Here is a 24,355-nt window from a genome sequence, read left to right on the forward strand (position 1 = left end):
TCACTTTCTGAAGTCCAACAGTTTGATTCGGGAGGCGCCCCGCAGCAGGGCGATCCCGTCGACGGTGATCGACAGGGCCCGGCGGGGGCCGGACTCGGCGGTGAGCCCGCGGGGGAACCCCCGCTTCTGGAAGTACCCGCGGGGGGCCTTGAGCGGGAGGTCGTACGTGAAGTCCCGGAGCGTCGCGTAGGCGCGCAGCTCCCAGTGGCCGGTCCCCCGGGCGGTCAGCGCCGCCGTGGGGAGCCGGAGTGTGACCGCGGTGAGCGCCCCGTCGGGGCGGACCTCCACGGCCGCTTGGACCTCCGGGCCCGCGCCGTCGCCGGCCGGGTGCGCGGTGCGCTCGGCCGGGGCCCCGGCGAGCGGGACGGCGCCGGCGCGGACGGCGTCCGCGCCGATCCCCTCGACGGGGAGGTGGAAGGAGTACTCGAGGGCGAAGTCGCTGCGGCGCACGCCGGTCCACACCAGGTAGCGGGGCGCGACGCCGCGGTCGAGGCGGACGGTGACGCGTTCGGCGTCCGCGGCGAACCAGTCGTCGGGCAGACCCGAGGGGTCCCGGAAGCCCGGGTACCGCGCGAAGAGCCGCCCGTCCTCGACCAGGAAGCGGGGCGCGGTCTCGGCGGCCGCGGCCTCCAGGAGCGCGGTGTGGCGCCCCTGGGCCAGGGAGAGCCTGACCCGCTCCTGCGTCGGCAGGCGCCGCCGCAGCTCCTCGGTGAGGTGCGCGTCGGCGAGCTCGGCCGCCGCCTTCCAGCACGCGGCCCGGTCCGCGGCGGCGAGCGCCAGGACCTGCGGGCCGAGCGCGGCGGCGGCCTCCGCGAGCGCGCGGTGGACGCCGTCGCCGCCGGCCTCCTCGGCCAGGCGCCGGGCCGCGGCCAGGCGCTCGGCCGGGGCGGTGCCCGGCGGGACGGCGGTCGCCATCAGCGGCCCTCGCCGCCCACGTCCACGGTCTTCCCGGTGGCCGCGGAGTGCAGCATCATCTCGGAGACGGCCACGGTCGCGGCGCCCCGGTCCAGGTCGACGATGTCGCTGGGGCGCCCGAGCACCGCGTCGCGGAACTGCTCGTGCTCGACCAGCAGGGGCTCGCGCTTGCGGATCGCGTACCGGATCATGTCGCCCTCGGAGACGCCGCGGAAGTTGCTGATCGCCTCCCACTCGGTGTCGACGACCCCGTTGGCGTAGAACGTGAGGTCGGCGGTGAGCGTGTCGGCGACGAAGCAGCCCTTGTCGCCGGTGACGACGGTGGTGCGCTCCTTGAAGGGGCTCAGCCAGTTCACCGAGTGGTTCGCGATGGCGCCCTTCTCCAGGTGCCCGACGGCGGCGACCATGTCCTCGTGCTCGCGGCCCGAGCGCGAGACGGTGCGCGCGCTCACCGACAGGTACGACTGGCCGGTGACGAAGCTGGTCAGGTCGATGTCGTGGGTGGCGAGGTCCTTGACGACGCCGACGTCGGCGATGCGGCCCGGGAAGGGGCCCTGGCGGCGGGTCGAGACCTGGAGGATCTCGCCGAGCTCGCCCGCTTCGAGGCGGTCGCGCATGGAGACCACGGCCGGGTTGAAGCGCTCGATGTGGCCCACGCCCGCGACCAGGCCGCGGGAGCGGAACGCCTCGGCGAGGCGGGAGGCGGCCTCGGCGGTGTGCGCCAGGGGCTTCTCGATGAGCGCGTGGACGCCGGCCTCGGCCAGCGCCATGCCCACGGGCTCGTGGAACGCGGTCGGGCAGGCGACCACGGCGTAGTCGATACCGAGCGCGACGAGGTCGTCGACGCCGTCGACGAGGGCCGCGCCGAGCGGGGCCGAGGACTTGTCGGCGATCGGGTCGGCGACGGCGACCAGCTCGACGCCGTCGAGGGCGCCGAGGACGCGGGCGTGGTTGCGGCCCATGGCCCCGAGGCCGATGAGGCCGGCGCGCAGCTGCTTGTCGGTCACTTAAACCTCCAGCGCGTTCACCGCGTCGATCACGCGGTCGAGGTCGCTCTCGCTCAGCGAGGGGTGGACGGGGATCGAGAGGACCTCGGCGGCGGCCCGGTCGGTGACGGGGAGGTCGGCCTCGATGTGCGCGAACGGCCGGAGCCGGTGGATCGGCGTCGGGTAGTAGACGGCCGAGCCCACGCCGGCGGCCTTGAGCTGCTCCAGGGCGCCGTCGCGGTCGCCTTCGACGCGGACGGTGTACTGGTGGTAGATGTGGTGCGCGCCCGGGGCGACCGGCGGGACCGCGACGGTCTTGATGCCGGCGTCGAGGCGGGCGGCGTTGGCGCGGCGCTGGTCGGTCCAGGTGCCGAGGCTGCGGAGCTGGACGCGGCCGATCGCGGCGCTGACGTCGGTCATGCGCATGTTCATGCCGACGATCTCGTTGGCGTAGCGCTGCTCCATGCCCTGGTTGCGCAGGAGGCGGAGGGTGCGCGCGAACTGGGCGTCGTCGGTGGAGACGATGCCGCCCTCGAGGGAGTGCATGTTCTTGGTCGGGTAGAAGCTGAACGTCCCGGCCTTGCCGAAGGAGCCGACGGGCCTGCCGTCGACGGCGGCGCCGTGCGCCTGGCAGGCGTCCTCCAGGATCGCGAGGCCGTGGCGCTCGGCGATGGCGGTGAGGCGGGTCATGTCCGCGGGGTGCCCGTAGAGGTGGACCGGCATGATCGCGGCGGTCTTGGGCCCGATCAGGGCCTCGACGTGGGCCGGGTCGATGCAGAAGGAGCCGGCCTCGATGTCGGCGAACACGGGGTCGGCGCCGACGAGGCGGACCGCGTTCGCGGAGGCGGCGAAGGAGAAGGACGGGACGATGACCTCGTCGCCGGGGCCGATCCCCATGGCCAGCAGCGACAGGTGGAGCGCGGAGGTGCCGGAGTTCACGGCGACGCAGTGGTCGGTGCCCGAGACGGCGGAGAACTCGTCCTCGAACGCCGCGACCTCCGGGCCCTGCACGACCATCCCGCTGCGCAGTACGGCGACGGCGGCCTCGATCTCTTCCTCGCCGATGTGCGGCTTGGCGGGGGGGATGAACGCCCCGTATGGGTCTGGCATGGGTTCCCCTGGGAGTGAGAGTCAATGCGGACTGGCCGCCGCGCGGGGCGCGCCGCGCCCGCGGTGGCGGGCGCTCCGGTCCCTGGTGGGCGGTGCGCCGTCGATACTACAGAGGCAAATTTCGGTAAATGAATTCAGAACCGGCGGGAAACGCGATCCGAACATAAGGGGCGTAGCGCCTGGTGCGGGCGGTCATCGCCGCTCGTAGGGCGAGGGGAACGGGAAGTAGCCGTCGAGGAAGCCGCGTACGAGGGCGTCGATCTCGTCGACCCTGTCGGCGGGGGTGTCGACGTCGTTGACGCAGAAGAACTCCATGTCGCGGCGCACGGCGAGCTCGGCGAGGCGCTCGGCGGCCCCGGCCTCGGCCACGTCGATGTACAGGAGCTTGGAGGCGCCGGGGACGGCGCGGCCGGTGAGCACCGAGTAGTGGTGGAGCATCCCGGAGAACTCGATGTCGGCGGTGTCGCGGAAGCGCGAGGCGGCGGTGGCGGCGACGGCCTCGGGGTAGCGCTCGGCGAGCTCGAAGGCGACCGGGCGCAGCTGCGGGAGCGGGACGTGCTTGAACTTGCTCACGGTGAAGCGGCCGAAGTCGGCTTCGAGCAGCGCGCGCACGTTCCGTCCGGCCGAGTTCGGTGCGGAGTCCTCGGGGAGGGCCCGGCCGAGGCCGATCTGCATGGAGGAGAACGGGGCGCGGGCGATCCCGTTGGCGTGGAAGAACTGCTCGGCGCGGCTGGGGCCGCCGAAGCACACGTCGTCGTTGAGGACGAGGTAGTGGTCGGCGAGGCCGGGGATGCGGTGGAGCTGGGTGGTGATGGCGTGGGAGTTGAAGACCGGCAGGACCGAGGGGTCCTCGAAGATGTCGCGGTGGTCGACGACGGTGAGGCCGGGCGCCCCGGTGTCGAGCCAGTCCGGGGTCTGGCCGGCGGTGACGAGGTAGACGTTGCGCACGAACGGCGCGAACGCGTGGAGCGAGCGCAGGGAGTACCGCAGCTCGTCGTGGTCGGTGTACCGGGAGGTCCCCGACAGGTGCGAGTGCGCGGCGGACTCGCCGCCGAGGTGGGCGCGGCGCGACGCCTCCCACTCGGGGTCGGCGCCGTCGACCCACATGTAGACGGCGTCCACGGGGAAGTCGACGTCGTCGACGAGCTTGCGCGTGTACGGCTCGAACGCGGGGTACTTGCGCTCGCCGACGGTGCGCTCGACGGGCACGCGGGCCTCGGCGGGGAGGACGTCGGCGACCCGGTTGGGCCGGGGCGCGACCCACGCGCCCGCGAACATCGAGGCGGGGACGCGGACCTTGACGCGGTGGAGCTTGCGCTCGAACGCGGGGTCGGCGGCGAACTCCTCGCCGTCGGCCCAGAACTCGACGTCGCATCCGAACTCCAGGCCCCCGAGGACCTGGTCGGCGGGCCCGAGCAGGTAGCGGCCGAAGCGCAGGGTCCGGGAGCGCTTGACGTCGTCGGGCAGCGCGCCCTCGGCGTACAGCGCGGGCCCGGCGGCGATCGCGTCGCCCGAACCGGGCTTGGCCGCGTAGAGGTCCCCGGAGCCGTGGCGCTCGCGCACCGCCTCCAGGAACGCCTTCTTGTCGGCGCGGCGCATCCCCACGACGTGGCGGGCGGGCGCGAAGCTGGGGACGAGGAAGTACTCGACGCCGGCGGCCTCGGCGGCCTCGGCGACCAGGCGCAGCGAGGACTCCGCGGCCCCCGCGGCGGTGAAGGACTCGACGCGGCGGCCCACCAGCGTGCGCCCGTCGCGCTCGAAGGTCCGCAGGGCCGGGTCGGCGGCGACGAGCGCGTCGCGGCGGGCCTCGCGGCGGCGGGCCTCGATGCGGTCGCGGACCCGCGCCGGCAGCGCGCGGCGGATGAGCGCCTTGGGTCGGAGCGGCTGGTTCGGCATCGGTCCTCCTGGGGGCTGCCGGGCGTCCTCGTCGCACCCTCGCGGGAGCCTTCCGATAATACAGAGGCAACCCGGCGTTCACCTCGGGCGAAGGCGGGGAGGGCGTCAGCCCCGGTCGGCGCCGGCGGCCAGGGCCTCGCGGGCGAACTTCAGCGACTCGTGGAGGTCGTCGGCGCGTCGGGTCCGGTTGCCGCTCTTGCGGGTCGAGACCTCGACGGTGATCGAGCCGTCCCACCCGTCCCGTCCGAGCGAGCCGAGCAGTTCGGCGCACGGCTGCTTGCCGCGGCCGGGCACCAGGTGCTGGTCGGCCCCGGGCTCGTTGCCGTCGCACAGGTGGATGTGCCGCAGGCCCTTGCCCATGCGCTCGGCCATGGCGATCGCGTCGGCGCCGGAGGCCGCGCAGTGCGACAGGTCCAGCGTGTAGGCGTCGTACCCGTGCCGGGTCGGGTCCCAGTGGGGCCGGTAGGGCACGAGGTTCCGCTTGCCGACCTTGAGCGGGAACATGTTCTCCACCGCGATGGTGATCCCCGGGTACCGGGCCCTGAGCCCGTCGAGGACGGTGGAGAACTTCGCGGCGTACTCGCGCTGCCACGAGAACGGCGGGTGGATCACCACCGTCGGCGAGTCGAGGTACTCGGCGGCCTGCACGGAGCGGCGCAGCCGGGTCCAGGGGTCGGCGCTCCACACCCGCTGGGTGACCAGCAGGCACGGGGCGTGGACGGCGCCGATCTTGACGCCGTAGTGCTTCGCGAGGCTCGCGGCGGCCGACGGGTCCTGGGAGACCCGGTCGGTGAAGACCATGAGCTCGACCCCGTCGTAGCCGAGCTCGGCGGCGAGCTCGAAACCCACGGCCGTGGGTTCGGGGTACACGGACGTGGTCGACAGCAGAACCGGGACGGACTGGGTCACGCGCTCCAGGGTACGCCGTGCCGAAAACCGGCTGCGGGCTTCGTGGTGCGCGCGGCGTGAACCGGTCCTGAACGTGCGGTGCGGGTACGGTTGACCGATGACCGACGAGGTGCCCGCGGGCTTCGACCGCGAGTGGGTCGAGTTCTTCGACCCGGCTGACGCCGACACGATGGTGCGCGCCGACCTGACCTGGCTCCTGTCCAGGTGGGGGTGCATCTTCGGGAAGCACCCCGAGCAGGGCGGCTGCCCGGGGATCGACTTCGGCCGCAGCGCGGACGGGTGCTGCCTGCACGGCGCGTTCTACACCGACGAGGCCGACGTGCGCCGCACCCGCGAGGTCGTCAAGAAGCTCACCCCCGAGACGTGGCAGCTCCACCGCAAGTGGAAGCAGACCATCGTCGACGACACCCTCGAGAACGACGAGGGCGAGGAGGAGCCGGCGAAGAAGACCGCGGTCGTCGACGGCGCGTGCGTCTTCCACAACCGCGAGGGCTTCCCCGCCGGGTCCGGCTGCGCCCTGCACCAGCAGGCGATGCGCGACGGCGTCCACCCCATGGAGTACAAGCCCGAGGTGTGCTGGCAGCTGCCGGTCAAGCGCGACTTCAAGAACGAGCACCGCGCCGACGGCACCGACGTGCAGGTCACGCTCATCACCGAGTTCGACCGGGCCTCGTGGGGCCCCGGCGGGCACGACTTCGACTGGTGGTGCACGAGTTCGCCGCTGGCGCACACCGCGTCGGAACCGGTGTACCTGTCGTACGCCGTGGAGCTCACCGAACTGCTCGGCGCCGCCGCCTACGAGCGGCTCGCCGACCTGTGCGCCGAGCGCGAGCGGCGCGGCATGGTCGCCCCGCACCCGGCCAGCGTCCGCACCCCCGAGCGCCTCCCCGCGCCCCGGCGGATCTGAACCGGGGCACGGGGAACCAGGGTCCTACGCCGCGGTCTCGACCTTGTTCTCGACCGCGGTGACGGTCTTGCGGACCGGGGTCGCGTACGTCTCGCGCACCGCCTCGGCGAAGACCTCGAACAGGTCCTCGGGGGCGTGGTCGCCCAGGTAGTACTCGCGGGTCGCGGCGCGCTGCGCGGCCTTGGAGTCGGTGTCGAACAGCTCCGCCATGACCGCCTCGGCGTTGCCCGCGCCCGGCTCCAGGAGGTACGCGCCCGCGGCGACCGGGAACTCCTCCAGGTACTCCCCGCGCAGCCCGCGCGGGTCGGTCATCGCGAACGGCTTGCCGCTGTAGAGCCAGTCCGAGGCCGCGCCGCTGATGTCGCACACGGCCGCGTCCGCGGCGTTGACGCAGTCGGCGAGGGACACCTGCGACTCGGCCGCGGCGCCCCAGCGGTGGGGCAGGCGGCCCGCGTCGGCGGCGAGGATCGCGCGGATCTCCTCGGCGAACGCCTGGTACGCGGCGTTCGTGCTCGTGTACGGGTGGGTGCGGAAGTGCACCGCGACGCCGCGCGCCAGCGCGGCCTCCACGATCGCCTTCCCCTCGTTCAGCGACGAGTAGTTGACGTCCTCGGTGAACCCGGTCCAGGTGGGCGCGTACAGGAGCACCGGCGCCTCGTCGGCGGCGCGCTCGCGCTCCCCGACCCGGATGCCGTGCAGCTGCGGGCGGCCCACGAGCCGGAACTTGCGGTCGGGGATGTCGACGCCGTGGCGGTGGTACCGGTCGACGCCGGCCTGCCCGGCGACGAACACGCGGTCGTACATGAGCGACAGCGCCGAGCGCGAGATCGCCTTGTCGGAGTCGCCGTGCATGAGCTGGATGTGCAGCAGCTCGCCGTGGCGGATGAGCGCGGTGTTCTTCTGCGCGTGGTTGGAGTAGAAGCAGGCGCGCACGCTCTCGGGCAGGAGCTTGTCGAGGACCGACTGGCCCGGCGCGAGGACCACGGGCGCGCTGGTGCACGCCACGGTGCCCGGCATGAGGTGCGCGTCGCGCACCAGCACCAGGTACGGGTCGCCGATCCGGTCGAAGTACGGCAGCCACATCTCGATCTGGTACTCCGAGAGCTTCGCGCCGCCGAAGTGCACCACGTACTTGGGCTGGAGCTTCTCGACCGCGGCCACCACGGCCCGGTCGATGGGGTGGGACTCGCGGCTGCGGCGGATCAGGTTCGCGATCACGCCCGCGGCGGTCCAGGCCAGGCCGGCGGCGACGAGCGCGAGCGCGGCGGCGTCGGCGGCCGGGGCGAACGCCTCGGGGGCGGCGGCGGCGAGCGGCAGCAGCGCGGTCGCGGTGCCGACGATCACGGACACGACGGCGGGGGAGGCGGCGCGGCCGCGGGTGCTCCGCTGCACGTCGAGGTTCGCGGTCTCCAGGAAGGAGGTCTCCAGGGCGGCCTGGGCGAAGCCCGCGACGGCGAAGAACGCGGCGGCGGCGAGGCACGCGGCGGTGAGGGTCCAGCGCCCGTCGGACTCGGCGGCCACGAGGACGGCGAGGACCGCGAGGAGGGACGCGGTGCGCCCTCCGACGAGGTCGGCGCGGTAGGTCCAGGTGACGAGCGCGAGGACGACGAACGCGAGGGCGTACGTGGCCAGCCGGAGGTCCTGCACCGCCGCGGCGGCGACCGCCGCGATCGCCAGCACCTCGTACCGCTGTCTCCACAAACGGGACATGTCGACTCCAATGTCATGAGAGTTAATGAGCAGTTAACTCGATATGAAGTAAACACGAAGTCCGGCGGAGCGCGGTGGCAGGTGCCCCGCGAACGCTCTTGTGACCTTTCTCCAAGGGCCGCTTGGGTTCCGCCTCAGACGGCGGTGAGCGCCGACGCGCCGGTGGCGGGCGCGCGGACCGCGTCCCCGCACGTGGCGCGCACTTCGGCGACGAACAGCGGCACCAGCTCGTGCGGCGCGTGGTCGCCCAGGTAGTACTCGCGGACCTCGCCGCGCAGCACCGCCTTCGCGTCGGTGACGAGCAGTTCGTCGAGGACCTTCTCGATGTTCCCGGCGTCGCGCTCGATGAGGTACGCGGCCTTGGCCAGCGGGAACTCCTCCAGGTACTTGTCCCCGAAGCCCTTCGGGTCGGTCATCGCGAACGGCCGGCCGCTGTAGAGCCAGTCCGAGGCGGTGCCGGAGATGTCGGAGATCGCGACGTCGGCGGCGTTGACGCACTCGGTGAGCGTCACCTCGTCCTCGGCCTGGGCGCCCCACAGGTGCGGGCGGCCCGTGGCCGCGGCGTCGGCGGCGATGAGCGCCTTGACCTCCTCGGCGAGCGCCTGGTACGCGGCGTTGGTGCGCGTATACGGGTGGGTGCGGAACAGCAGCGTCACGTCGCGCGCGAGGACCGCCTCCACGATCTTCTTCCCGACCCGCAGGGACGAGTAGTTGACGTCGGCGGTGAGGCCGGTCCACGTGGGCGTGTAGAGGACCACGGGCCGGGCGTCCCCGATGCGCTCGCGCTCGCCGACGCGGAGGTCGTGGAGCTGCGGGCGGCCGATGCGCCGGAACTTGTAGTTGGGGATGTCGACCCCGTGCCGGTGGTAGCGGTCGACGCCGGCCTGCCCGGCCACGAACACCCGGTCGTACATGAGCGAGACGGGGCTGCGGCTGATGGCCTTGTCCGAGTCGCCGTGCATGAGCTGCACGTGGAGGTACTGGTCGAGCTTGACGAGCTGCGCGTTCTTGATGGCGTGGTTGACGTAGTAGCAGGCGCGCACGCTCTCGGGGAGGATCGTGTCGAGGACCCCCTGGGCCGGGACGAGGACCACCGGGGCGCTCGTGCGCGCGACGACGCCCTCGTAGAGGTACCGGTCGCGGACCAGGACCATGTACGGCTCGCCGGTCCGCTCGAAGTACGGCAGCCACATCGCGAGCTGGTACTCCGATTCGCGGGCGCCGGCGAAGTGGACCACGAACTTCGGCTGGAGCCGGGTCACGGCGGTCATGACGCGGCCGTCGACCGGGTGCGCGTCGCGCTTGCGGTGCAGGTACCCCTCGACCGCCCCCGCGGCGGTCCAGGCGAAGGCGCCCGCGGTCAGCGCCGCGAAGACGAGGTCGGCCGCGAACGCGCCCGCGAGCGCGGCGGCCGGGAAGGCGACGCCGAGGACGCTCATGAGGACGCTCACCTTCGGCGGCGTGGACCACCGTTCGCGCAGCGAGCGCTCGACGTCGAGGTTCGCGGTCTGGAGGTAGCCGACGTTGAGCGCCTTGAAGACGAGGTCGACGTACGCCGCGAAGAGGGTGAGCAGGCCGCCCGCGGCGAGCAGCGGCCAGCGGTCGAGGCCGTCGGCGTTCCACACCGCGATGAGGACGGCGAGGCCGGTGAGCGTGCGGGCGATGCGGTTGGCGGTGAGGGTGTCGGAGGAGCGCCACGCGATCAGGCCGAAGACGGCGAGCGCGAGGAGGAGTGCGACCCAGGGACGGGAACCGAGTGCGACGGCGGCGGCGAGCGCCGCGACCGCGATCAGGTTCAACTGGAACTGCAGGGACTTGATCAGGTTCTTCAACGCTCCGCGCCTTCGGCTTGGGTCGTGTGCGCGGCGCCGGGCCGGGCCCGGCGCCGCGCGGCGGCTGTCGAGCCGGTCACTCCTGCGGGACCGGGTCGTTACTTGAAGTGCTGGTTGACGCTGTTGAGGTCCTCCGCGAAGTCGACCTCGATGACGTTGTGCTGGGAGATGTCGACGGCCTCGAACTTGAGCCCGTCCTTCTCGATGGCGAGCTCGATGCCGCCCTCGAAGTAGTCCTGGTCGTCGACCTCGGCGAGCCGCTTGGCGACGAGCGCCCGGTCGTCGGCGGAGACGTAGTTGATGCCGACCGCCTCGCCGAGGGCGCCGTCGGAGACGCGCTTGGAGAGCTTGTTGATGTAGCCGTCGGCGCCGAGGGTGTACTTGACCTCCTCGTCGGAGACCTTCGCGGTGTTCACGGCGATGAACGAGTGGTCCATCGCGATGTGCGGCAGGAGGACGTCGAGGACCTGGGGGTCGAAGACGACGTCGCCGTTGAGCCACAGGACCCCGCCGGGGCCGAGGATGCTGAACGCCTTGAGGAGGCTCTTGGAGGTGTTGGTGTCGCCGTACGCCTGGTTGTAGATGAAGCCGACGTCGGGCACCTCCTCCATGATCATCTCCTTCTTGAAGCCGACGACGAGGTGGATCGAGTGGCGGCTGAACCGGGAGGTGAGCAGGCGCAGGGAGCGGCCGAGGATGGTCTCGCCGGTGTTCAGGGGGGTGAGCGGTTTGGGGTGCGGCTTGCCGAGCCGGGAGCCGACGCCGGCTGCGAGGATCACGATGTTCGTGGACATGTCGAGAGCCACCTCGTTCGGTTTAGGTGCTGGATGGGTGCAGTTTACCTAGCTGAACAGACGATGACGCCGGACCCGACACCGGGTCGGCGACCGCATCACATGTGAATCCGCTGCTATCCGGCTCGTGGCCGGGCCCGGACGGGCCGTCACGGGCGCCGGGCGAGCAGGGCCTCGGCGACGGCGAGGTCCGCCGGTTCGGTCACCTTCAGGTTGCGCTCGCTGCCCGCGACGGTGCGGACGGGGACGTCGGGCCGGTACCGCAGGACCACCGAGCAGTCGTCGGTCGGCGTGAAGCCCGGGTCGGCCGCCGCGGCCTCGTGCGCCGCGGCGATGAGCCCCAGGTGGAAGCCCTGCGGGGTCTGGACGCGGGCGAGCCGCGACCGGTCGGGGACGGCGGTGATGCGGCCGTCGGCGACCTCCACGACCGTATCGGAGGACGGTATCGCCGCAGTTACGGCCTTGTTCACGGCGAGTTCACCGGCGACCGCGGCGATGATCTCGCCGGTCACCAGCATCCGCGCGGCGTCGTGCAGGAGCAGGCGCGTGTCCGGGCCCGACCAGGGCTGGGACCGCGTCCAGCGGATCGCGGCGACGGACGAGGCGGCGCGGGTGGCGCCTCCCGCGATCACCGCGGAGAGTTTTGTCACATTCGCGGCTTTGGCAATGACCCGGGCCGTTTCGTGGTGGCCCTCGGCCATGACGAGCACGATCCGGTCGACCGCCGGGCTCGCCTCGAACGCCTCCAGCGTGTGCCGGAGCACCGGCTTGCCCGCGACCTCCAGGAACTGCTTCGGGACCGCGGCGCCCATGCGGGCCCCGGTCCCCCCGGCGAGCACCGCCGCGACGGTCGGCTGGTCGGTCGGCACGGCGGTTCTCCCGGTCTCGGCGGTCGTCTGCCGGACCAATCTACGTCCCGGCGGGCCCCGCGCGAGCGGGGCCCGCCGGGCGCGGCGTCCTTACTTCCCCCGCGCGGCGAGGGCCTTCTCGAACACGGCCACGTGCCCGCCCACGACGTTGCCGGGCTCGAACCGCTTGGCCGTCTCCAGGGCCGCGTCGGCGAGCTTGCGCCGCAGGGCCGGGTCGGACATGAGGCTCCGCAGCGCCTTCGCGAGGTCGGCGGGGTCCTGCGGCTCGACGAGCAGGCCGTTCTCGCCGGTGCGGATGAGCTCCAGCGGGCCGTGCTTGACGGCGCTGCACACCACCGGGAGCCCGGCGGCCATGGCCTCGACGATGACGAGCCCGAACGGCTCGAAGCGCGAGGGGATCGCGGCGATCGACGCCTTGCCCCACTCGGCGTCGAGCGGGGTCTTGGGCCCGGGCAGGTCGATCCGGCCGTCGAGCCCGAGTTCGGTCACCATGCCCTGCAGGCGCTCCCGGTCGCGGCCGCGGCCGAAGATCCGCACCTGCCACTCCGGGAAGTCGTCGGCGAGCTCGGCGAACGCCTTGATGAGGATGTCGAAGCCCTTCATCCCCGTGACCCGGCCGGCGGTCATGATGAGCGGCCGCGTCAGGTCCGAGGGCGGCTCGGGGTTGGCCGGGATCGAGTTGGGGACGTAGGCGATCTTGTCCACCAGTTCGGGATACGCGGCCCGGTACGCCTTCGTGTCGGCCTCGGTGATCGTGACGATCGCGTCGAGCCTGCCGTACTCGGCGTCCATGTGCTTGCGGATGTTGGCCCGGTAGTTGTCCAGGAACATGTGCTCCTGGCCGACCATCGCGTACTTCTCGGGCCGCCCGTACTTCGTCATGTACAGGTTCACCGACACCTGCGTGCCCACGGCGACGTCGGTGTCGAGTCGCTTGAGGTACTTCTTCACCTTCAGGTCGAGCAGTTCCGAGGACTCGCCCTGGTTGTTCACCTGGTCGGCGTCGAGGAATGAGGGCCGATTGGCGTGCCAGCGCTCCAGGAAGGACAGTTTGTCGCCGCCGTTCGACGGTTTGCGGACGTCCCACAGGTGCACCACTTTGATCCGCGGGTCGAGCGGGAACGCGGTCTTCTTCCTGGACCGCACAAAGGAGCAGATGGTGACGTCGTGACCCAGTGCCACCAGCGCGTCCGCCGTGTTGATGGTGGTCTTGATCGTCCCTCCGATGCCCCAGAGGTTACGGACCAGAAATGTGATTCTCATATACTCGAAACCCGCTTTCGAAGCAATGGTGCATTCAGTCGCAGAGGACATGCCGCGCTCGTCGTCGAGCCGTTCCCCACAGATCCTTGACGCGCCCGCGCACGCCCGGGGTTGCATCGGGGCGGCATTCAGTTTACGGCGGGTTGAACGGTAGGAGGACTCACCGAGGCCAGGCGTGGCGGGTGACATCCGGATGTCGGATACGACACAGGAACGCTATAGCGAAGGGCCCGGTCCCGCGCAATGCGGAACCGGGCCCTCGAAAGCGCTCATTCGCCGGAGGCGGCCTTCTTCGCGGCCTTCTTGGCGGTCGATTTCGCCGCCGTCTTCTTCACCGCGGCCTTCTTCACCGTCGCCTTCTTCGCGGTCTTCTTGGCGGCGGTCTTCTTCGCGGCGGTCTTCTTGGCCGCCTTCTTCGCGGTCTTCTTCGCCGGGACCGCCCCCGAGGCGACCTTCTCGCGGCGCTCGGCGAGGAGCTCGGCGGCGCGGTCGATCGTCAGGTCCTCGACCGAGTCGGTCTTGCGGATCGAGGCGTTGGTCTCGCCGTCGGTCACGTACGGGCCGAAGCGCCCGTCCTTGAGCGTGACCTCCTTGCCCGTCACCGGGTCGGGGCCGAGTTCCTTGAGGAGCGTCTGCGCGCGCTGCTGGCGCCCGCGCGTCTTCGGCTGCGCCAAGAGCTTCTCGGCCTCTTCGAGGGTCAGCGTGAACAGCTGCTCCTCGCGGTCGAGGGACCGGTAGTCCCGGCCCTTCTTGACGTAGGGCCCGTGCGGGCCCAGGCCCGTGCGGATCTCCTCGCCCTCGCCGTCCTTGCCGACCAGGCGCGGCAGCGTCAGCAGCCGCACCGCGTCGTCCAGGGTCAGCTCGGAGAGCTTCTGCCCGGTCAGCAGCGAGGACGACTTCTCCCCGGAGGTGACGTACGGGCCGTACCGGCCGCTCTTGGCGTACACCGGCTCCCCGGTCTCGGGGTGCGTGCCCAGCTCGCCCTCGGCCGAGCCGAGCTCGTACAGCTCCTCGACCTTCGCGGCGGTGAGCTCGTCGGGCGCGACGGACTCGGGCACCGAGACCCGCTCCCCGGGCTCGCCCGCCTCGGCCTGCGCGGGCGTCGTGCGCTCCAGGTAGGGCCCGTAGCGGCCCACGCGGGCGACGACCTGCCGCTGCTGCTCGTCGGTGTAGAGGGGGATCGAGTTGACCTGGCGCGCGTCGATCTTCGCCAGCTCCTCCTCGACCATGTGCCGCAGCCCGCCCGAGGCGGCCACGGTGCCCTCCTTGTCCTTGCCGCCGAAGTAGAACCTGCGCAGGAACTGCTCGCGCGACTCCTGCCCGGCGGCGACCTGGTCGAGCTCGTCCTCCATCCCGGCGGTGAAGTCGTAGTCCACCAGGCGCGGGAAGTGGCGCTCCAGGAGGCCCACGACCGCGAACGCCCGGAAGGCCGGCACGAGCGCCTGGCCCTTCTTGAAGACGTACTCGCGGTCCTGGATGGTCTGCATGATCGAGGCGTACGTCGAGGGCCGGCCGATGCCGCGCTCCTCCAGGGCCTTGACCAGGCTCGCCTCGGTGTAGCGGGCGGGCGGCTGGGTGGTGTGCCCGGCCGCTTCGAGGCCCTTCTCGACGAGGTGCTGGCGCTCGGCGAGCTCGGGGAGGCGCTTCTCCGCGTCGTCGGCGTCGCCCTCCTCGATGGACTCGACGTAGGCGAGCAGGAAGCCCGGGTTCGTGATCGTCTTGCCGGAGGCGCCGAAGTCGGCCTCCTCGCCCTGGGCGGTGACGGCCCTGGTGCGCACCGAGGTCGAGTTCCCGGTCGCGTCGACCATCTGGGAGGCGAGCGTGCGCCGCCAGATGAGCTCGTAGACCCGATACTCCTCGGCGGAGAGCTGGGACTTGATCTGGTTCGGGGTCTTGAACGCGTCGCCGGCGGGCCGGATGGCCTCGTGCGCCTCCTGCGCGTTCTTGACCTTCCGCGCGTAGTGGCGCGGCTCGGCGGGCACGTACTGCGCGCCGTAGAGCTGCGCGGCCTGCGCGCGGGCGGCGTTGATCGCCGTCGCCGACAGGTTCGTGGAGTCGGTCCGCATATAGGTGATGTGGCCGTTCTCGTAGAGCCGCTGGGCGACCCGCATGACCTGCGCGCTGGAGAGGCGGAGCTTGCGCCCGGCCTCCTGCTGGAGCGTCGAGGTGATGAACGGCGGGTACGGGCGGCGCCGGTACGGCTTCTTGTCGACCTTGAGGACGGTGAAGTCGCGGCCCTCCAGGCGCCCGGCCAGGCCGCGTGCGCCCGCCTCGTCGAGGTGGACGACGTTGCCCCGGGCGGTGCCGGTGGCGGCGTCGAAGTCCTTGCCGGTGGCGACCCGGTCGCCGTCGAGGGCGATGAGCGTGGCCTTGAACCGCTCGTCCTCGCCCGTGGCGAGGTTCGCGGTCACGTCCCAGTAGTCGGCGGCGTGGAACGCCATGCGGGCGCGCTCGCGCTCGACGATGAGCCGGGTCGCGACCGACTGGACGCGGCCGGCCGACAGGCGCGGCATGACCTTCTTCCACAGGACCGGGCTGACCTCGTAGCCGTAGAGGCGGTCGAGGATGCGCCGCGCCTCCTGGGCGTCGACGAGGTCCTGGTTGAGCTCGCGCGGGTTCGCGGCGGCCTCGGCGATCGCGGCCGGGGTGATCTCGTGGAAGACCATCCGCTTGACCGGGATCTTCGGTTTCAGGGTCTCCAGGAGGTGCCAGGCGATGGCCTCCCCCTCGCGGTCCTCATCGGTGGCGAGGAAGAGCTCGTCGACCTCCGCGAGGTAGCCCTTGAGCTTCTTGACGTGCGCGGAGCGGTCGGGGTTGACGATGTACAGCGGCGCGAACTCGTTGTCGACGTCCACCCCCAGCCGCGACCAGGCCTTGTCCTTGTACTTGGCCGGGATCTCCTTCGCGCTGCGCGGGAGGTCGCGGATGTGCCCGAGGGAGGAGTCGACGATGTACCCGCTGCCGAGGTAGGAGGCGATCGTCTTGGCCTTCGCCGGGGACTCGACGATGACCAGGCGTTTGATGTCCGGCACTGCTCCCACCGTTCCACTCGGAAAATGCACTCGAATCGTTACGGTAGCTCACGCTTCCGCACTGCGTCCCCTGAGTATGGGTGTGCCCCGTTCCGATGGAACGGGGCACACGCCGATTGATCGACCCGAAGCGGCGGCGCCGCGGCGCCGTCGCGCGGTCGGGTCGCTAACCGACCTCGACCGACTCGCGCTGCTCCGGGGCGCGGGCTTCCCCCGCCTCCACCACCGCGGACCGGCGCTTGGAGACGAGGATCGCGGCCACGAGCGCGGCCACGGCGACGCCCGCGATGATCCAGCGGACCGGGCTCCCGGCCTCGCCGCCGACGCCGTCGACCGTGTAGACGACCACGGCCGGGGCGATGATGAGGCTCACCAGGTTCATGACCTTGAGGAGCGGGTTGATGGCCGGGCCGGCGGTGTCCTTGAACGGGTCGCCGACCGTGTCGCCGATGACCGCCGCGGCGTGGGCCTCGGAGCCCTTGCCGCCGTGGTTGCCGTCCTCGACGTCCTTCTTCGCGTTGTCCCAGGCGCCGCCGGAGTTCGCGAGCATGACGGCCATGAGCACGCCGCACGCGATCGCGCCGGCGAGGTAGGCCGCGAGCGGGCCCACGCCGAGGCCGAAGCCGACCGCGATCGGCGCGGTGATGGCGAGCAGGCCCGGGGTGACCAGCTCGCGCTGGGCGTCGCGGGTGCAGATGTCGACCACGCGGCCGTACTCGGGCCGCTGCGTGCCCTCCATGATCCCGGGGAAGCGCGCGAACTGGTCGCGGACCTCGTTGACGACCGAGCCCGCGGAGCGGGCGACGGCGTTGACGGCGAGGCCGGAGAACAGGAACACGACGCTCGCGCCGATGATGAAGCCCACGATGTTGACCGGGTCGGCGATGTTCAGGGTCTCGAACAGCGCGCCGCCCGCGAGGCCCTCGGAGGCCACCGCGTCGGTGTAGGAGCCGAACAGGGCGGTCGCGGCCAGGACCGCGGTCGCGATCGCGATGCCCTTGGTGATCGCCTTGGTGGTGTTGCCGACCGCGTCGAGGTCGGTGAGCGTCCGGGCGGCGTCGCCCTCGACGTCGCCGGACATCTCCGCGACGCCCTGCGCGTTGTCGCTGATGGGCCCGAAGGTGTCCATGGCGACGATGACGCCGACGGTGGTGAGCAGGCCGCAGCCGGCCAGCGCCACCGCGAACAGGCTGACGAGGAAGACCCCGCCGCCGAGCAGGTACGCGCCCAGGATCGCGGCGGCGATGGTCAGCGCGGTGTAGACGGCCGACTCCAGGCCGAGCGAGAAGCCCGAGAGGATGTTGGTGGCCGCGCCGGTGCGGGTCGAGGCCGAGACCGTCTTCGTGGGCTTGTAGCGGGTGTCGGTGTAGTAGCCGGTGAGCGCGAGGATCGCGGCGGCCAGGGCGATGCCGATGAGGACCGAGACGACGGCGAGGACCTGCGGGTTCACCGGGATGGCGGCGATGTCGTCGGCGGAGATCTTGCCGCCGAGGTCCGACCAGGAGGACGGGACGTACCAGAACACCGCGGCGGCGGTGAGGATCGCGGCCGCGACGGCGGAGATGTAGAACGCGCGGTTGATCGCGGTCAGGCCAGAGGCGTCGGAGGCGCGCATGCGGGTGATGATGACGCCGAGGATCGCGCAGACGATGCCGACGGAGGCGACCAGCAGCGGCAGGACCAGGCCGGTCTCGCCGAAGGCGGCGCGGCCGAGGATGAGGCTCGCGACGAGGACGACGGCGTAGGACTCGAAGAGGTCCGCGGCCATGCCGGCGCAGTCGCCGACGTTGTCGCCCACGTTGTCGGCGATGGTCGCCGGGTTGCGCGGGTCGTCCTCGGGGATGCCCTGCTCGACCTTGCCGACCAGGTCGGCGCCGACGTCGGCGGCCTTGGTGAAGATGCCGCCGCCGACGCGCATGAACATGGCGAGGAGGGCGGCGCCGAAGCCGAAGCCCTCCAGGACCACGGGGGCGTCGCCGCGGTAGACGTAGACCACGACGGCCGCGCCGAGCAGGCCCAGGCCGACGGTGAGGAAGCCGACCACGCCGCCGGTGCGGAAGGCCAGGTGCATGGCGGTGGTGGGGTTGCCGTCGCGGGCGGCGGAGGCGACGCGCACGTTCGCGCGGGTGGCCATGTTCATGCCGGCCCAGCCGATGAACGAGCTGAACAGGGCGCCCACGATGAAGAAGAGGCTCCGTCCAACGCGGACGTCGGTGCCGCCCTCGGCCGGGAGCAGGAAGAGCAGCACCACGGCGATGACGACGAAGATCCCGAGCGCCTTGAACTGGCGCCGCAGGTAGGCGGAGGCGCCTTCCTGGACGGCGCCGGAGATCTCCCGCATCTTGTCGGTGCCGGTGCCGGCCTTCAGGATGCTCTTGACGAGCGCCGCGGCGCCGCCGAGCGCGATGAGCGCCAGGGCGGCCGCGAGCACGACGAGGCTGAGGTTCGCGCCCTCGAGCGCGCCTACGCCCTCGTCGCCGTTGGCGAGCAACGTATGCATGTAGTTCCTCCGAACAGAGCTTCTCGGCGGGGCCCGCGGGCTCCGCCGTGGCGAAAGAGCGGCGCAGGCAGGGCGCGCTCGTTCGCGGACACGTAAGGGACCGCGCACGGGTGGACGCGGCCGGTGCCGCGCTTGGCGACGCGGCTGGCATAACGTGCGGAGTGTAACGAGATGAGGGCTTTCGGAGTGGGTTCGGTCACGCCTACGCGCGCGGGTGTCCGGGGCCTCAGTGGTCGGCCTGCGAGCCGGAGCCGGGGAGGGGCCAGCTCATGCTCACGGTGGTGCCGCCGTCGGCGCTGGGACCGGTCACGACCAGGTCTTCGACCAGTCCGCCGAGGACGATGAGGGTGATCTCCTCGGAGAGGGTGTCCTCTTCGAGCGCGTCGTGATCGTTCGCTCGCGCATCGCCGCCGACCGTGCCCGCACCGACCCGGTCCCCGGAGCGTGCGCGCAGATCCTGCGCGTTGTCGGTGATTTTCGCAACGAAACGATCACCGATCGAAAACTCCACGCGCACGAGATCGCGCAGACCGCGGTCCCGGTGCCGCAGGACCGCGCGCGTGCACGCCTCGCCGACGGCCTGGCGCACCTCGTCGAGGAGGCCGGTGGCCACGCCCGCGTGGGCCGCGACGTCGGCGGCCACGAGCCGGGCGGCCCGCACGTAGGCGGCGGCGGGGGTGAAGGCGAACCGGACCGTCGCCGGTTCCGGCCGCCTGCCTCCGGAGCGGTCGTGCCTGGAGCCGTTCACTCGCCGGGCACCGCTTCCCGGACGTCCAGGACCTTGTCGAGCCCGGTGAGGTCCAGGAGCTTGCGGATGCGGGGGTTGGCGCACACGACGACGAGGCTGCCCCCGGCGTCCGAGAGGCGGCGGCGCGCGCCGATGAGGACGCCCAGGCCGGTCGAGTCGCAGAACTCGGTGGGGGTCAGGTCGATCGCGACCCGCATGCGGCCCTCCGAGGAGAGCTGGCGGACGGCTTCGCGCAGCTGCGGGGCGGTGTACATGTCGATCTCGCCGGTGACGCTGATGACGGCGTACTCCCCGACCGTCGACAGGCCCAGTCCCAGTTCGGGCTCGGGCGCCCCGTCGCCTGAAGTTCCCCTCACGCCGTCTCTCCTAGCTGGCTGGAGTGTGTCTTGGCCCATAAGCGTACTGCGTTCCGAGTGGACCGGAGCCGGGAGCGTATGACCGAATTGCGGGCGGGCCGCGGCGGCGGGCGCTGTCGGCGATCGCACGCGCGGCCCCCGGGGCGCTGTCGGCCCGCTGCGGCATCATTGCAGGATGCCCGCCGACCAGCTCATCGCCGCCCTCGACAGTGGGGAGGGCGGCCTCCGCCACCTCCGGCGGCTCCCGGCCCGCGCGTCGGTGCGCAGCCCCTGGCCCGAGTGGGTGCCCGAGGAGGTCCGGAAGTCCTTGGAGGACACGGGGATCACACTCCCGTGGCCGCACCAGGTCGAGGCCGCCACGCACGCGTTCGAGGGCCGCGACACCGTCATCGCCACCGGCACCGCCTCCGGCAAGAGCCTCGCCTACCTGCTGCCGGTCCTCACCGAGGCCGCCGCCGACGGGCCCGGGCGGACCCTGTACCTCGCCCCCACGAAGGCGCTCGCGGCCGACCAGGCCCGCGCCGTGGCCGAGTTCGAGCTGCCGGGGCTGATCCCGGCGATCGTCGACGGCGACACCCCGTTCGAGCACCGGCAGTGGGCGCAGCGCTTCGCGAACCTGGTGCTGTCCAACCCCGACCTGCTCCACCACTCCCTGCTGCCCCGCCACCGCATGTGGCGCTCGCTGCTCAAGGACCTCAAGTACGTCGTGGTCGACGAGTGCCACGTCTACCGGGGCGTGTTCGGCGCGCACGTGGCGCTGACGCTGCGCCGGCTGCTGCGCCTGGCCGAGCACTACGGCGCGAGCCCCACGGTGATCGCCGCGAGCGCGACGGCGGCCGACCCGGCCGCGTCGCTGTCGGTCCTCACCGGACGGCCCGCGACCGCGGTCACCGTCGACTCCTCGCCGTCGCCGGGGGCGACGGTGGCCCTGTGGGAGCCGGTGACGTACGAGATCGACGGCGAGCCGCAGCAGGCGTCGACGCTGAGCGAGACGGCCCGGATGCTCGCGCAGCTGGTGCGCCGCGGGGTCCGCACGCTCGCGTTCGTGCCGTCCCGGCGCGGCGCGGAGATCGTGGCGGCCGAGGCGAAGTCGCGGCTCGGCGCCGACCCGGCGGCGGGCCGGATCGCGGCCTACCGGGCCGGGTACCTGCGCGAGCACCGGCGGGACCTGGAGGCGGACCTGCGCGAGGGACGCCTGCTCGGGGTGGCGACCACGAACGCCCTGGAGCTGGGGATCGACGTGACGGGCCTCGACGCGGTGCTGCTGTGCGGGTACCCCGGGCGCCTGGCCTCGTTCTGGCAGCAGATCGGGCGGGCCGGGCGCGGGGACACCGAGGCGCTCGCGGTGATGCTCGCGAAGGACGACCCGCTCGACACGTACCTGGTGCACCACCCGGAGGCGATCTTCGACCGGCCGGTGGAGGCGAGCGTGTGCGACCCGTCGAACCCGTACGTCCTCGCGGGGCACCTGTGCCTGGCCGCGGAGGAGCTGCCGCTCAAGGAGGCCGACCTGGCGTCGATCCCGGGGAGCCGGGAGGTCGCCGACCAGCTGGTGGAGCAGAAGCTGCTGCGCAGGCGGGCCGGGGGCCGGTACTACTGGGTCGGGTCGGAGCGCCCGGAGGTGACGCTGCGCGGGTCGGGGCCGATGGGCGTCGACATCGCGGAGACGAGCACGGGCCGCCTCATCGGCACCATCGACGCGGCGGCCTCGCACCGCCTCGTCCACCAGGGGGCGCTGTACCTGCACCAGGGCGAGTCGTACCTCGTGGACGACCTCGACCTGGAGGAGGGCCTGGCGCTGGTGCACGCGGCGAAGCCGCCGTGGACGACGAGCGCGCAGGAGATCACGCACCTGGAGATCCTCTCGACGCGCGAGCGCCTGGAGATGGGCGACGTGGCGCTGAGCCTGGGCGAGGTGGAGGTCACGTCGTGCGTGATCTCGTACCAGCGCCGGCGGCTGCCCTCGGGCGAGGTGATCGACACGCAGCAGCTCGACCTGCCGCCGCAGACGCTGCGCACCGTGGCCGTGTGGTGGACGGTGGACCCGGAGTCCCTTGCGGGCCTGCGGGACCTGGCCGGGTCGCTGCACGCGGCCGAGCACGCCTCGATCGGCCTGCTGCCCCTGATCGCCACGTGCGACCGGTGGGACATCGGCGGCCTGTCGACGGCGGCGCACATGGACACGGAGCTGCCGACGGTGTTCGTCTACGACGGCCACCCGGGCGGGGCGGGCTTCGCCGAGCAGGCGTTCCGCAAGTGGACGGACTGGCTCCGCGCCACCCGCGCGGCCATCGGCGGCTGCGAGTGCACCGCCGGCTGCCCGTCGTGCATCCAGAGCCCCAAGTGCGGCAACGGGAACGAGCCCTTGAGCAAGCAGGGCGCGCTCACCCTCCTCGACAAGCTCCTCAAGGCGGGCGAGGGCCCGGTCACGGCCACCGTGTTCGGCAAGCGGCCCGTCAAGGAAGCAGAGGACGACCTCTGGCCGGGCGACTTCTAGCCCGACAGGACCGCGGAGACCTCGCCCGGGTCGAGCAGCGCAAGCCGCCCAGCCGCGGGCCTGAATCAGCCCGCGACGCGGTTGAGGCTGGCGCTCAGGTGGGGGCTCATCGGGTGGCCTTCGGCGGCCATCTCCTGCGCGTACATGAGGGCGCCTTCGACGATCCCGTAGAGCCGCTTGCCCGCGGTGACCTCCTTGGCCTGCGGGCTGCGCACCACCGCGTCGGTGGCGATCTCGATGCGCGTGCCGTCGACCCGCCCGTAGTAGAGGTCGAGGACCCCGGTCGGGTGGGCGAGGAGCACTTCGATCTCGGGGCGCTTGGGGTCGTCGCCGGGGACGACCCGCCACCAGCCGGTCTCCTGCGCGGCGGGCCGGACCGGCTTCCCGTCGGGGTCGATGATCCACGACCGCGAGTGGTAGTGCAGGAACGGGCGCCCGTCGTGGCTGAACACGGCCTCCTGCGCGTACAGGAAGTCGTCCTTCCCCGGGTAGCCGCCCTGGCCGCGCCCGCGCCAGCGGCCGACGAGCGGGAGGAGCGGCAGGAGGTCGTCGTGCAGGTTCGGCCCCCGGCGGAGGTCGTCGGTCTCCTCGTACGGGTAGGGCTCGACCTTCTCGAAGGTCGAGGCGAACTCCGCCGGTACGTCGCGCTCGCTCATTTGTTCCTCGCGGTTCGGATGGTCCAGTAGCCGAGTGCACCCGCCATGGCGCCTGCGGCGATGACGAGTACGGCGGTCAATGCCGTCTCCACGCGCACCACTTTACGTCCGCACCTCGTCGTCCGGCCGACGCGATGGCAAGATGTTGTCCATGACTACACCTGGACCCTTCGACAACTGGCTCTCGGACATGGACGGCGTGCTCGTCCACGAGGGGGTGCCCGTCCCCGGCGCGAACACGCTCATCGAGAAGCTCCAGTCGGCGGGGAGGGGCTTCCTGGTCCTGACCAACAACTCCATCTACACCCCGAACGACCTCCATGCGCGGCTGAAGAAGTCGGGCCTGGCGGTGCCGGCCGAGAACATCTACACCTCGGCGATGGCGACCGCGGACTTCCTGCACTCCCAGCGCCCGAAGGGCTCGGCGTACGTCATCGGCGAGTCGGGCCTGACGACCGCGCTGCACGAGATCGGGTACGTGCTCACCGACTACCGCCCGGACTACGTGGTCCTCGGCGAGACCCGCCGCTACGACTTCGGGGCGCTGACGACCGCGGTGCGGCTCATCAAGGCCGGGTCGCGGTTCATTTGCACCAACCCGGACACGACGGGGCCCTCGCTGGAGGGCATCCTCCCGGCGTGCGGCGCGATGGCGGCGATGATCACAGCGGCGACCGGCGCGGACCCGTACTTCGTGGGCAAGCCGAACCCGCTGATGATGCGGAACGCGTTGCGGCGCATCGGGGCCCACTCGGAGTCGACGGTGATGATCGGCGACCGCATGGACACCGACGTGCTGTCCGGCCTGGAAGCGGGCCTGGAGACGGTCCTCGTATTGTCGGGGGTCACTGGGAGTATGGAGGAGGTCGAGCGCTACCCGTTCCAGCCCAACCACGTCAAGGATTCGGTCGCCGACCTCATCGACTGGATCGACTGAGCACCAAGGAGTCCCCCATGCCTCCCGGCCAACGCCCCGCCCACGGCACCCCGCGCTCCCGCCAGGAGGACGTGGAGGAGGCCGCCCCCCAGCGGCCCTCCCGCGGCCCGGACGGCCCCCGCGCCTCGCGGGAGGCCGCGCCGCGCCAGCCGGGGCCGCCGCGCCCCGTGCGCGACCCCGACACGAAGCTCTCCGCGGTCGACAGCCGCCTCCTCGCGTTCGAGGCGCGCTGGTGGCGCGCCTCGGGCGCGAAGACCCAGGCGATCGCCGACGAGCTGGAGCTCACCCCCGAGCGGTACTACCAGCAGCTGGCGCGGCTCATCGACCACCCGGAGGCCGCCGCGGAGCAGCCCGCGGTGGTCCGGCGCCTGCGCGCGGCCCGGGACGAGCGCCGCGCGGCCAGGTAGGCGCACGCGCGGCGCCGTTCGCACGGCACTG

General features: G+C 72.1%; 19 protein-coding genes. 4 read left to right on the top strand and 15 right to left on the bottom strand.

Translation table 11 applies throughout. From position 1 onward, the window contains the following. The 5 genes from BLS99_RS10415 to BLS99_RS10435 form a co-directional block, all read right to left on the bottom strand. Positions 1 to 915: a hypothetical protein gene (locus BLS99_RS10415; protein ID WP_091048305.1), complete on the bottom strand. Its 915-nt coding sequence runs from the start codon at positions 913 to 915 to the stop codon at positions 1 to 3. After that, positions 915 to 1,922, bottom strand: a complete 1,008-nt coding sequence (locus tag BLS99_RS10420) for a Gfo/Idh/MocA family protein (protein WP_091048309.1) — start codon at positions 1,920 to 1,922, stop codon at positions 915 to 917. Before BLS99_RS10420 ends, BLS99_RS10415 begins: the two co-directional genes overlap by 1 nt. Further along, a complete protein-coding gene (locus tag BLS99_RS10425) occupies positions 1,923 to 3,011 on the bottom strand; it encodes a DegT/DnrJ/EryC1/StrS family aminotransferase (RefSeq protein WP_091048312.1) in 1,089 nt (362 codons plus the stop codon). 192 nt (positions 3,012 to 3,203) lie between these two features. Beyond that, a complete protein-coding gene (locus BLS99_RS10430; RefSeq protein WP_091048316.1) occupies positions 3,204 to 4,907 on the bottom strand; it encodes a stealth family protein in 1,704 nt (567 codons plus the stop codon). A 105-nt stretch (positions 4,908 to 5,012) separates the two neighbouring features. Continuing rightward, a complete protein-coding gene (locus tag BLS99_RS10435) occupies positions 5,013 to 5,816 on the bottom strand; it encodes a sugar phosphate isomerase/epimerase family protein (RefSeq protein ID WP_091048319.1) in 804 nt (267 codons plus the stop codon). Between the two features lie 97 nt (positions 5,817 to 5,913). Here BLS99_RS10435 and BLS99_RS10440 point away from each other — a divergent pair, with 97 nt between their 5' ends. Beyond that, positions 5,914 to 6,723, top strand: coding sequence for a DUF3109 family protein (locus tag BLS99_RS10440; protein WP_091048322.1), 810 nt, complete (start codon positions 5,914 to 5,916; stop codon positions 6,721 to 6,723). Positions 6,724 to 6,747: 24 nt separating this feature from the next. Here BLS99_RS10440 and BLS99_RS10445 read toward each other — a convergent pair whose 3' ends face one another. The 9 genes from BLS99_RS10445 to BLS99_RS10485 all read right to left on the bottom strand — a co-directional run bounded on the left by BLS99_RS10445 (position 6,748) and on the right by BLS99_RS10485 (position 19,827). Further along, complete coding sequence (locus BLS99_RS10445; RefSeq protein ID WP_143034747.1) at positions 6,748 to 8,433, bottom strand: CDP-glycerol glycerophosphotransferase family protein; 1,686 nt, start codon at positions 8,431 to 8,433, stop codon at positions 6,748 to 6,750. A 134-nt stretch (positions 8,434 to 8,567) separates the two neighbouring features. Further along, positions 8,568 to 10,265 carry a CDP-glycerol glycerophosphotransferase family protein gene (locus tag BLS99_RS10450; RefSeq protein ID WP_091048330.1) on the bottom strand — a complete coding sequence of 566 codons (1,698 nt, stop codon included), beginning with the start codon at positions 10,263 to 10,265 and terminating at the stop codon, positions 8,568 to 8,570. 98 nt (positions 10,266 to 10,363) lie between these two features. Next, positions 10,364 to 11,059 carry a phosphocholine cytidylyltransferase family protein gene (locus BLS99_RS10455; protein WP_091048334.1) on the bottom strand — a complete coding sequence of 232 codons (696 nt, stop codon included), beginning with the start codon at positions 11,057 to 11,059 and terminating at the stop codon, positions 10,364 to 10,366. Between the two features lie 149 nt (positions 11,060 to 11,208). Further along, positions 11,209 to 11,928 (bottom strand): 2-C-methyl-D-erythritol 4-phosphate cytidylyltransferase, encoded by a 720-nt coding sequence (ispD, locus tag BLS99_RS10460; protein WP_218126412.1) that lies wholly within the window; start codon positions 11,926 to 11,928, stop codon positions 11,209 to 11,211. A gap of 90 nt (positions 11,929 to 12,018) precedes the next feature. Beyond that, positions 12,019 to 13,191: a glycosyltransferase family 4 protein gene (locus BLS99_RS10465; RefSeq protein WP_176953301.1), complete on the bottom strand. Its 1,173-nt coding sequence runs from the start codon at positions 13,189 to 13,191 to the stop codon at positions 12,019 to 12,021. A gap of 269 nt (positions 13,192 to 13,460) precedes the next feature. Then, positions 13,461 to 16,223 carry a type I DNA topoisomerase gene (gene topA, locus BLS99_RS10470; RefSeq protein ID WP_218126413.1) on the bottom strand — a complete coding sequence of 921 codons (2,763 nt, stop codon included), beginning with the start codon at positions 16,221 to 16,223 and terminating at the stop codon, positions 13,461 to 13,463. A gap of 166 nt (positions 16,224 to 16,389) precedes the next feature. Further along, positions 16,390 to 18,723 (bottom strand): sodium-translocating pyrophosphatase, encoded by a 2,334-nt coding sequence (locus tag BLS99_RS10475; protein ID WP_091048344.1) that lies wholly within the window; start codon positions 18,721 to 18,723, stop codon positions 16,390 to 16,392. 226 nt (positions 18,724 to 18,949) lie between these two features. After that, positions 18,950 to 19,471 (bottom strand): ATP-binding protein, encoded by a 522-nt coding sequence (locus BLS99_RS10480; RefSeq protein ID WP_091048349.1) that lies wholly within the window; start codon positions 19,469 to 19,471, stop codon positions 18,950 to 18,952. Next, on the bottom strand, positions 19,468 to 19,827 hold the full coding sequence (locus BLS99_RS10485) for an STAS domain-containing protein (protein WP_245712215.1): 360 nt from the start codon (positions 19,825 to 19,827) through the stop codon (positions 19,468 to 19,470). Before BLS99_RS10485 ends, BLS99_RS10480 begins: the two co-directional genes overlap by 4 nt. A gap of 175 nt (positions 19,828 to 20,002) precedes the next feature. On the opposite strand from BLS99_RS10485, the gene BLS99_RS10490 reads away from it, so the two are divergent. After that, positions 20,003 to 22,324, top strand: a complete 2,322-nt coding sequence (locus BLS99_RS10490; RefSeq protein ID WP_091048356.1) for a DEAD/DEAH box helicase — start codon at positions 20,003 to 20,005, stop codon at positions 22,322 to 22,324. Between the two features lie 65 nt (positions 22,325 to 22,389). Here BLS99_RS10490 and BLS99_RS10495 read toward each other — a convergent pair whose 3' ends face one another. Next, positions 22,390 to 22,980, bottom strand: coding sequence for a heme-binding beta-barrel domain-containing protein (locus tag BLS99_RS10495; protein WP_091048360.1), 591 nt, complete (start codon positions 22,978 to 22,980; stop codon positions 22,390 to 22,392). 151 nt (positions 22,981 to 23,131) lie between these two features. On the opposite strand from BLS99_RS10495, the gene BLS99_RS10500 reads away from it, so the two are divergent. Both BLS99_RS10500 and BLS99_RS10505 read left to right on the top strand, forming a co-directional pair. Beyond that, on the top strand, positions 23,132 to 23,917 hold the full coding sequence (locus BLS99_RS10500) for an HAD-IIA family hydrolase (protein ID WP_091048362.1): 786 nt from the start codon (positions 23,132 to 23,134) through the stop codon (positions 23,915 to 23,917). 17 nt (positions 23,918 to 23,934) lie between these two features. Next, a complete protein-coding gene (locus BLS99_RS10505) occupies positions 23,935 to 24,324 on the top strand; it encodes a DUF3263 domain-containing protein (RefSeq protein ID WP_091048364.1) in 390 nt (129 codons plus the stop codon). Positions 24,325 to 24,355: the final 31 nt, after the last annotated feature.

The organism is Glycomyces sambucus, assembly GCF_900102815.1.
Taxonomy (GTDB): Bacteria; Actinomycetota; Actinomycetes; order Mycobacteriales; family Micromonosporaceae; genus Glycomyces; species Glycomyces sambucus.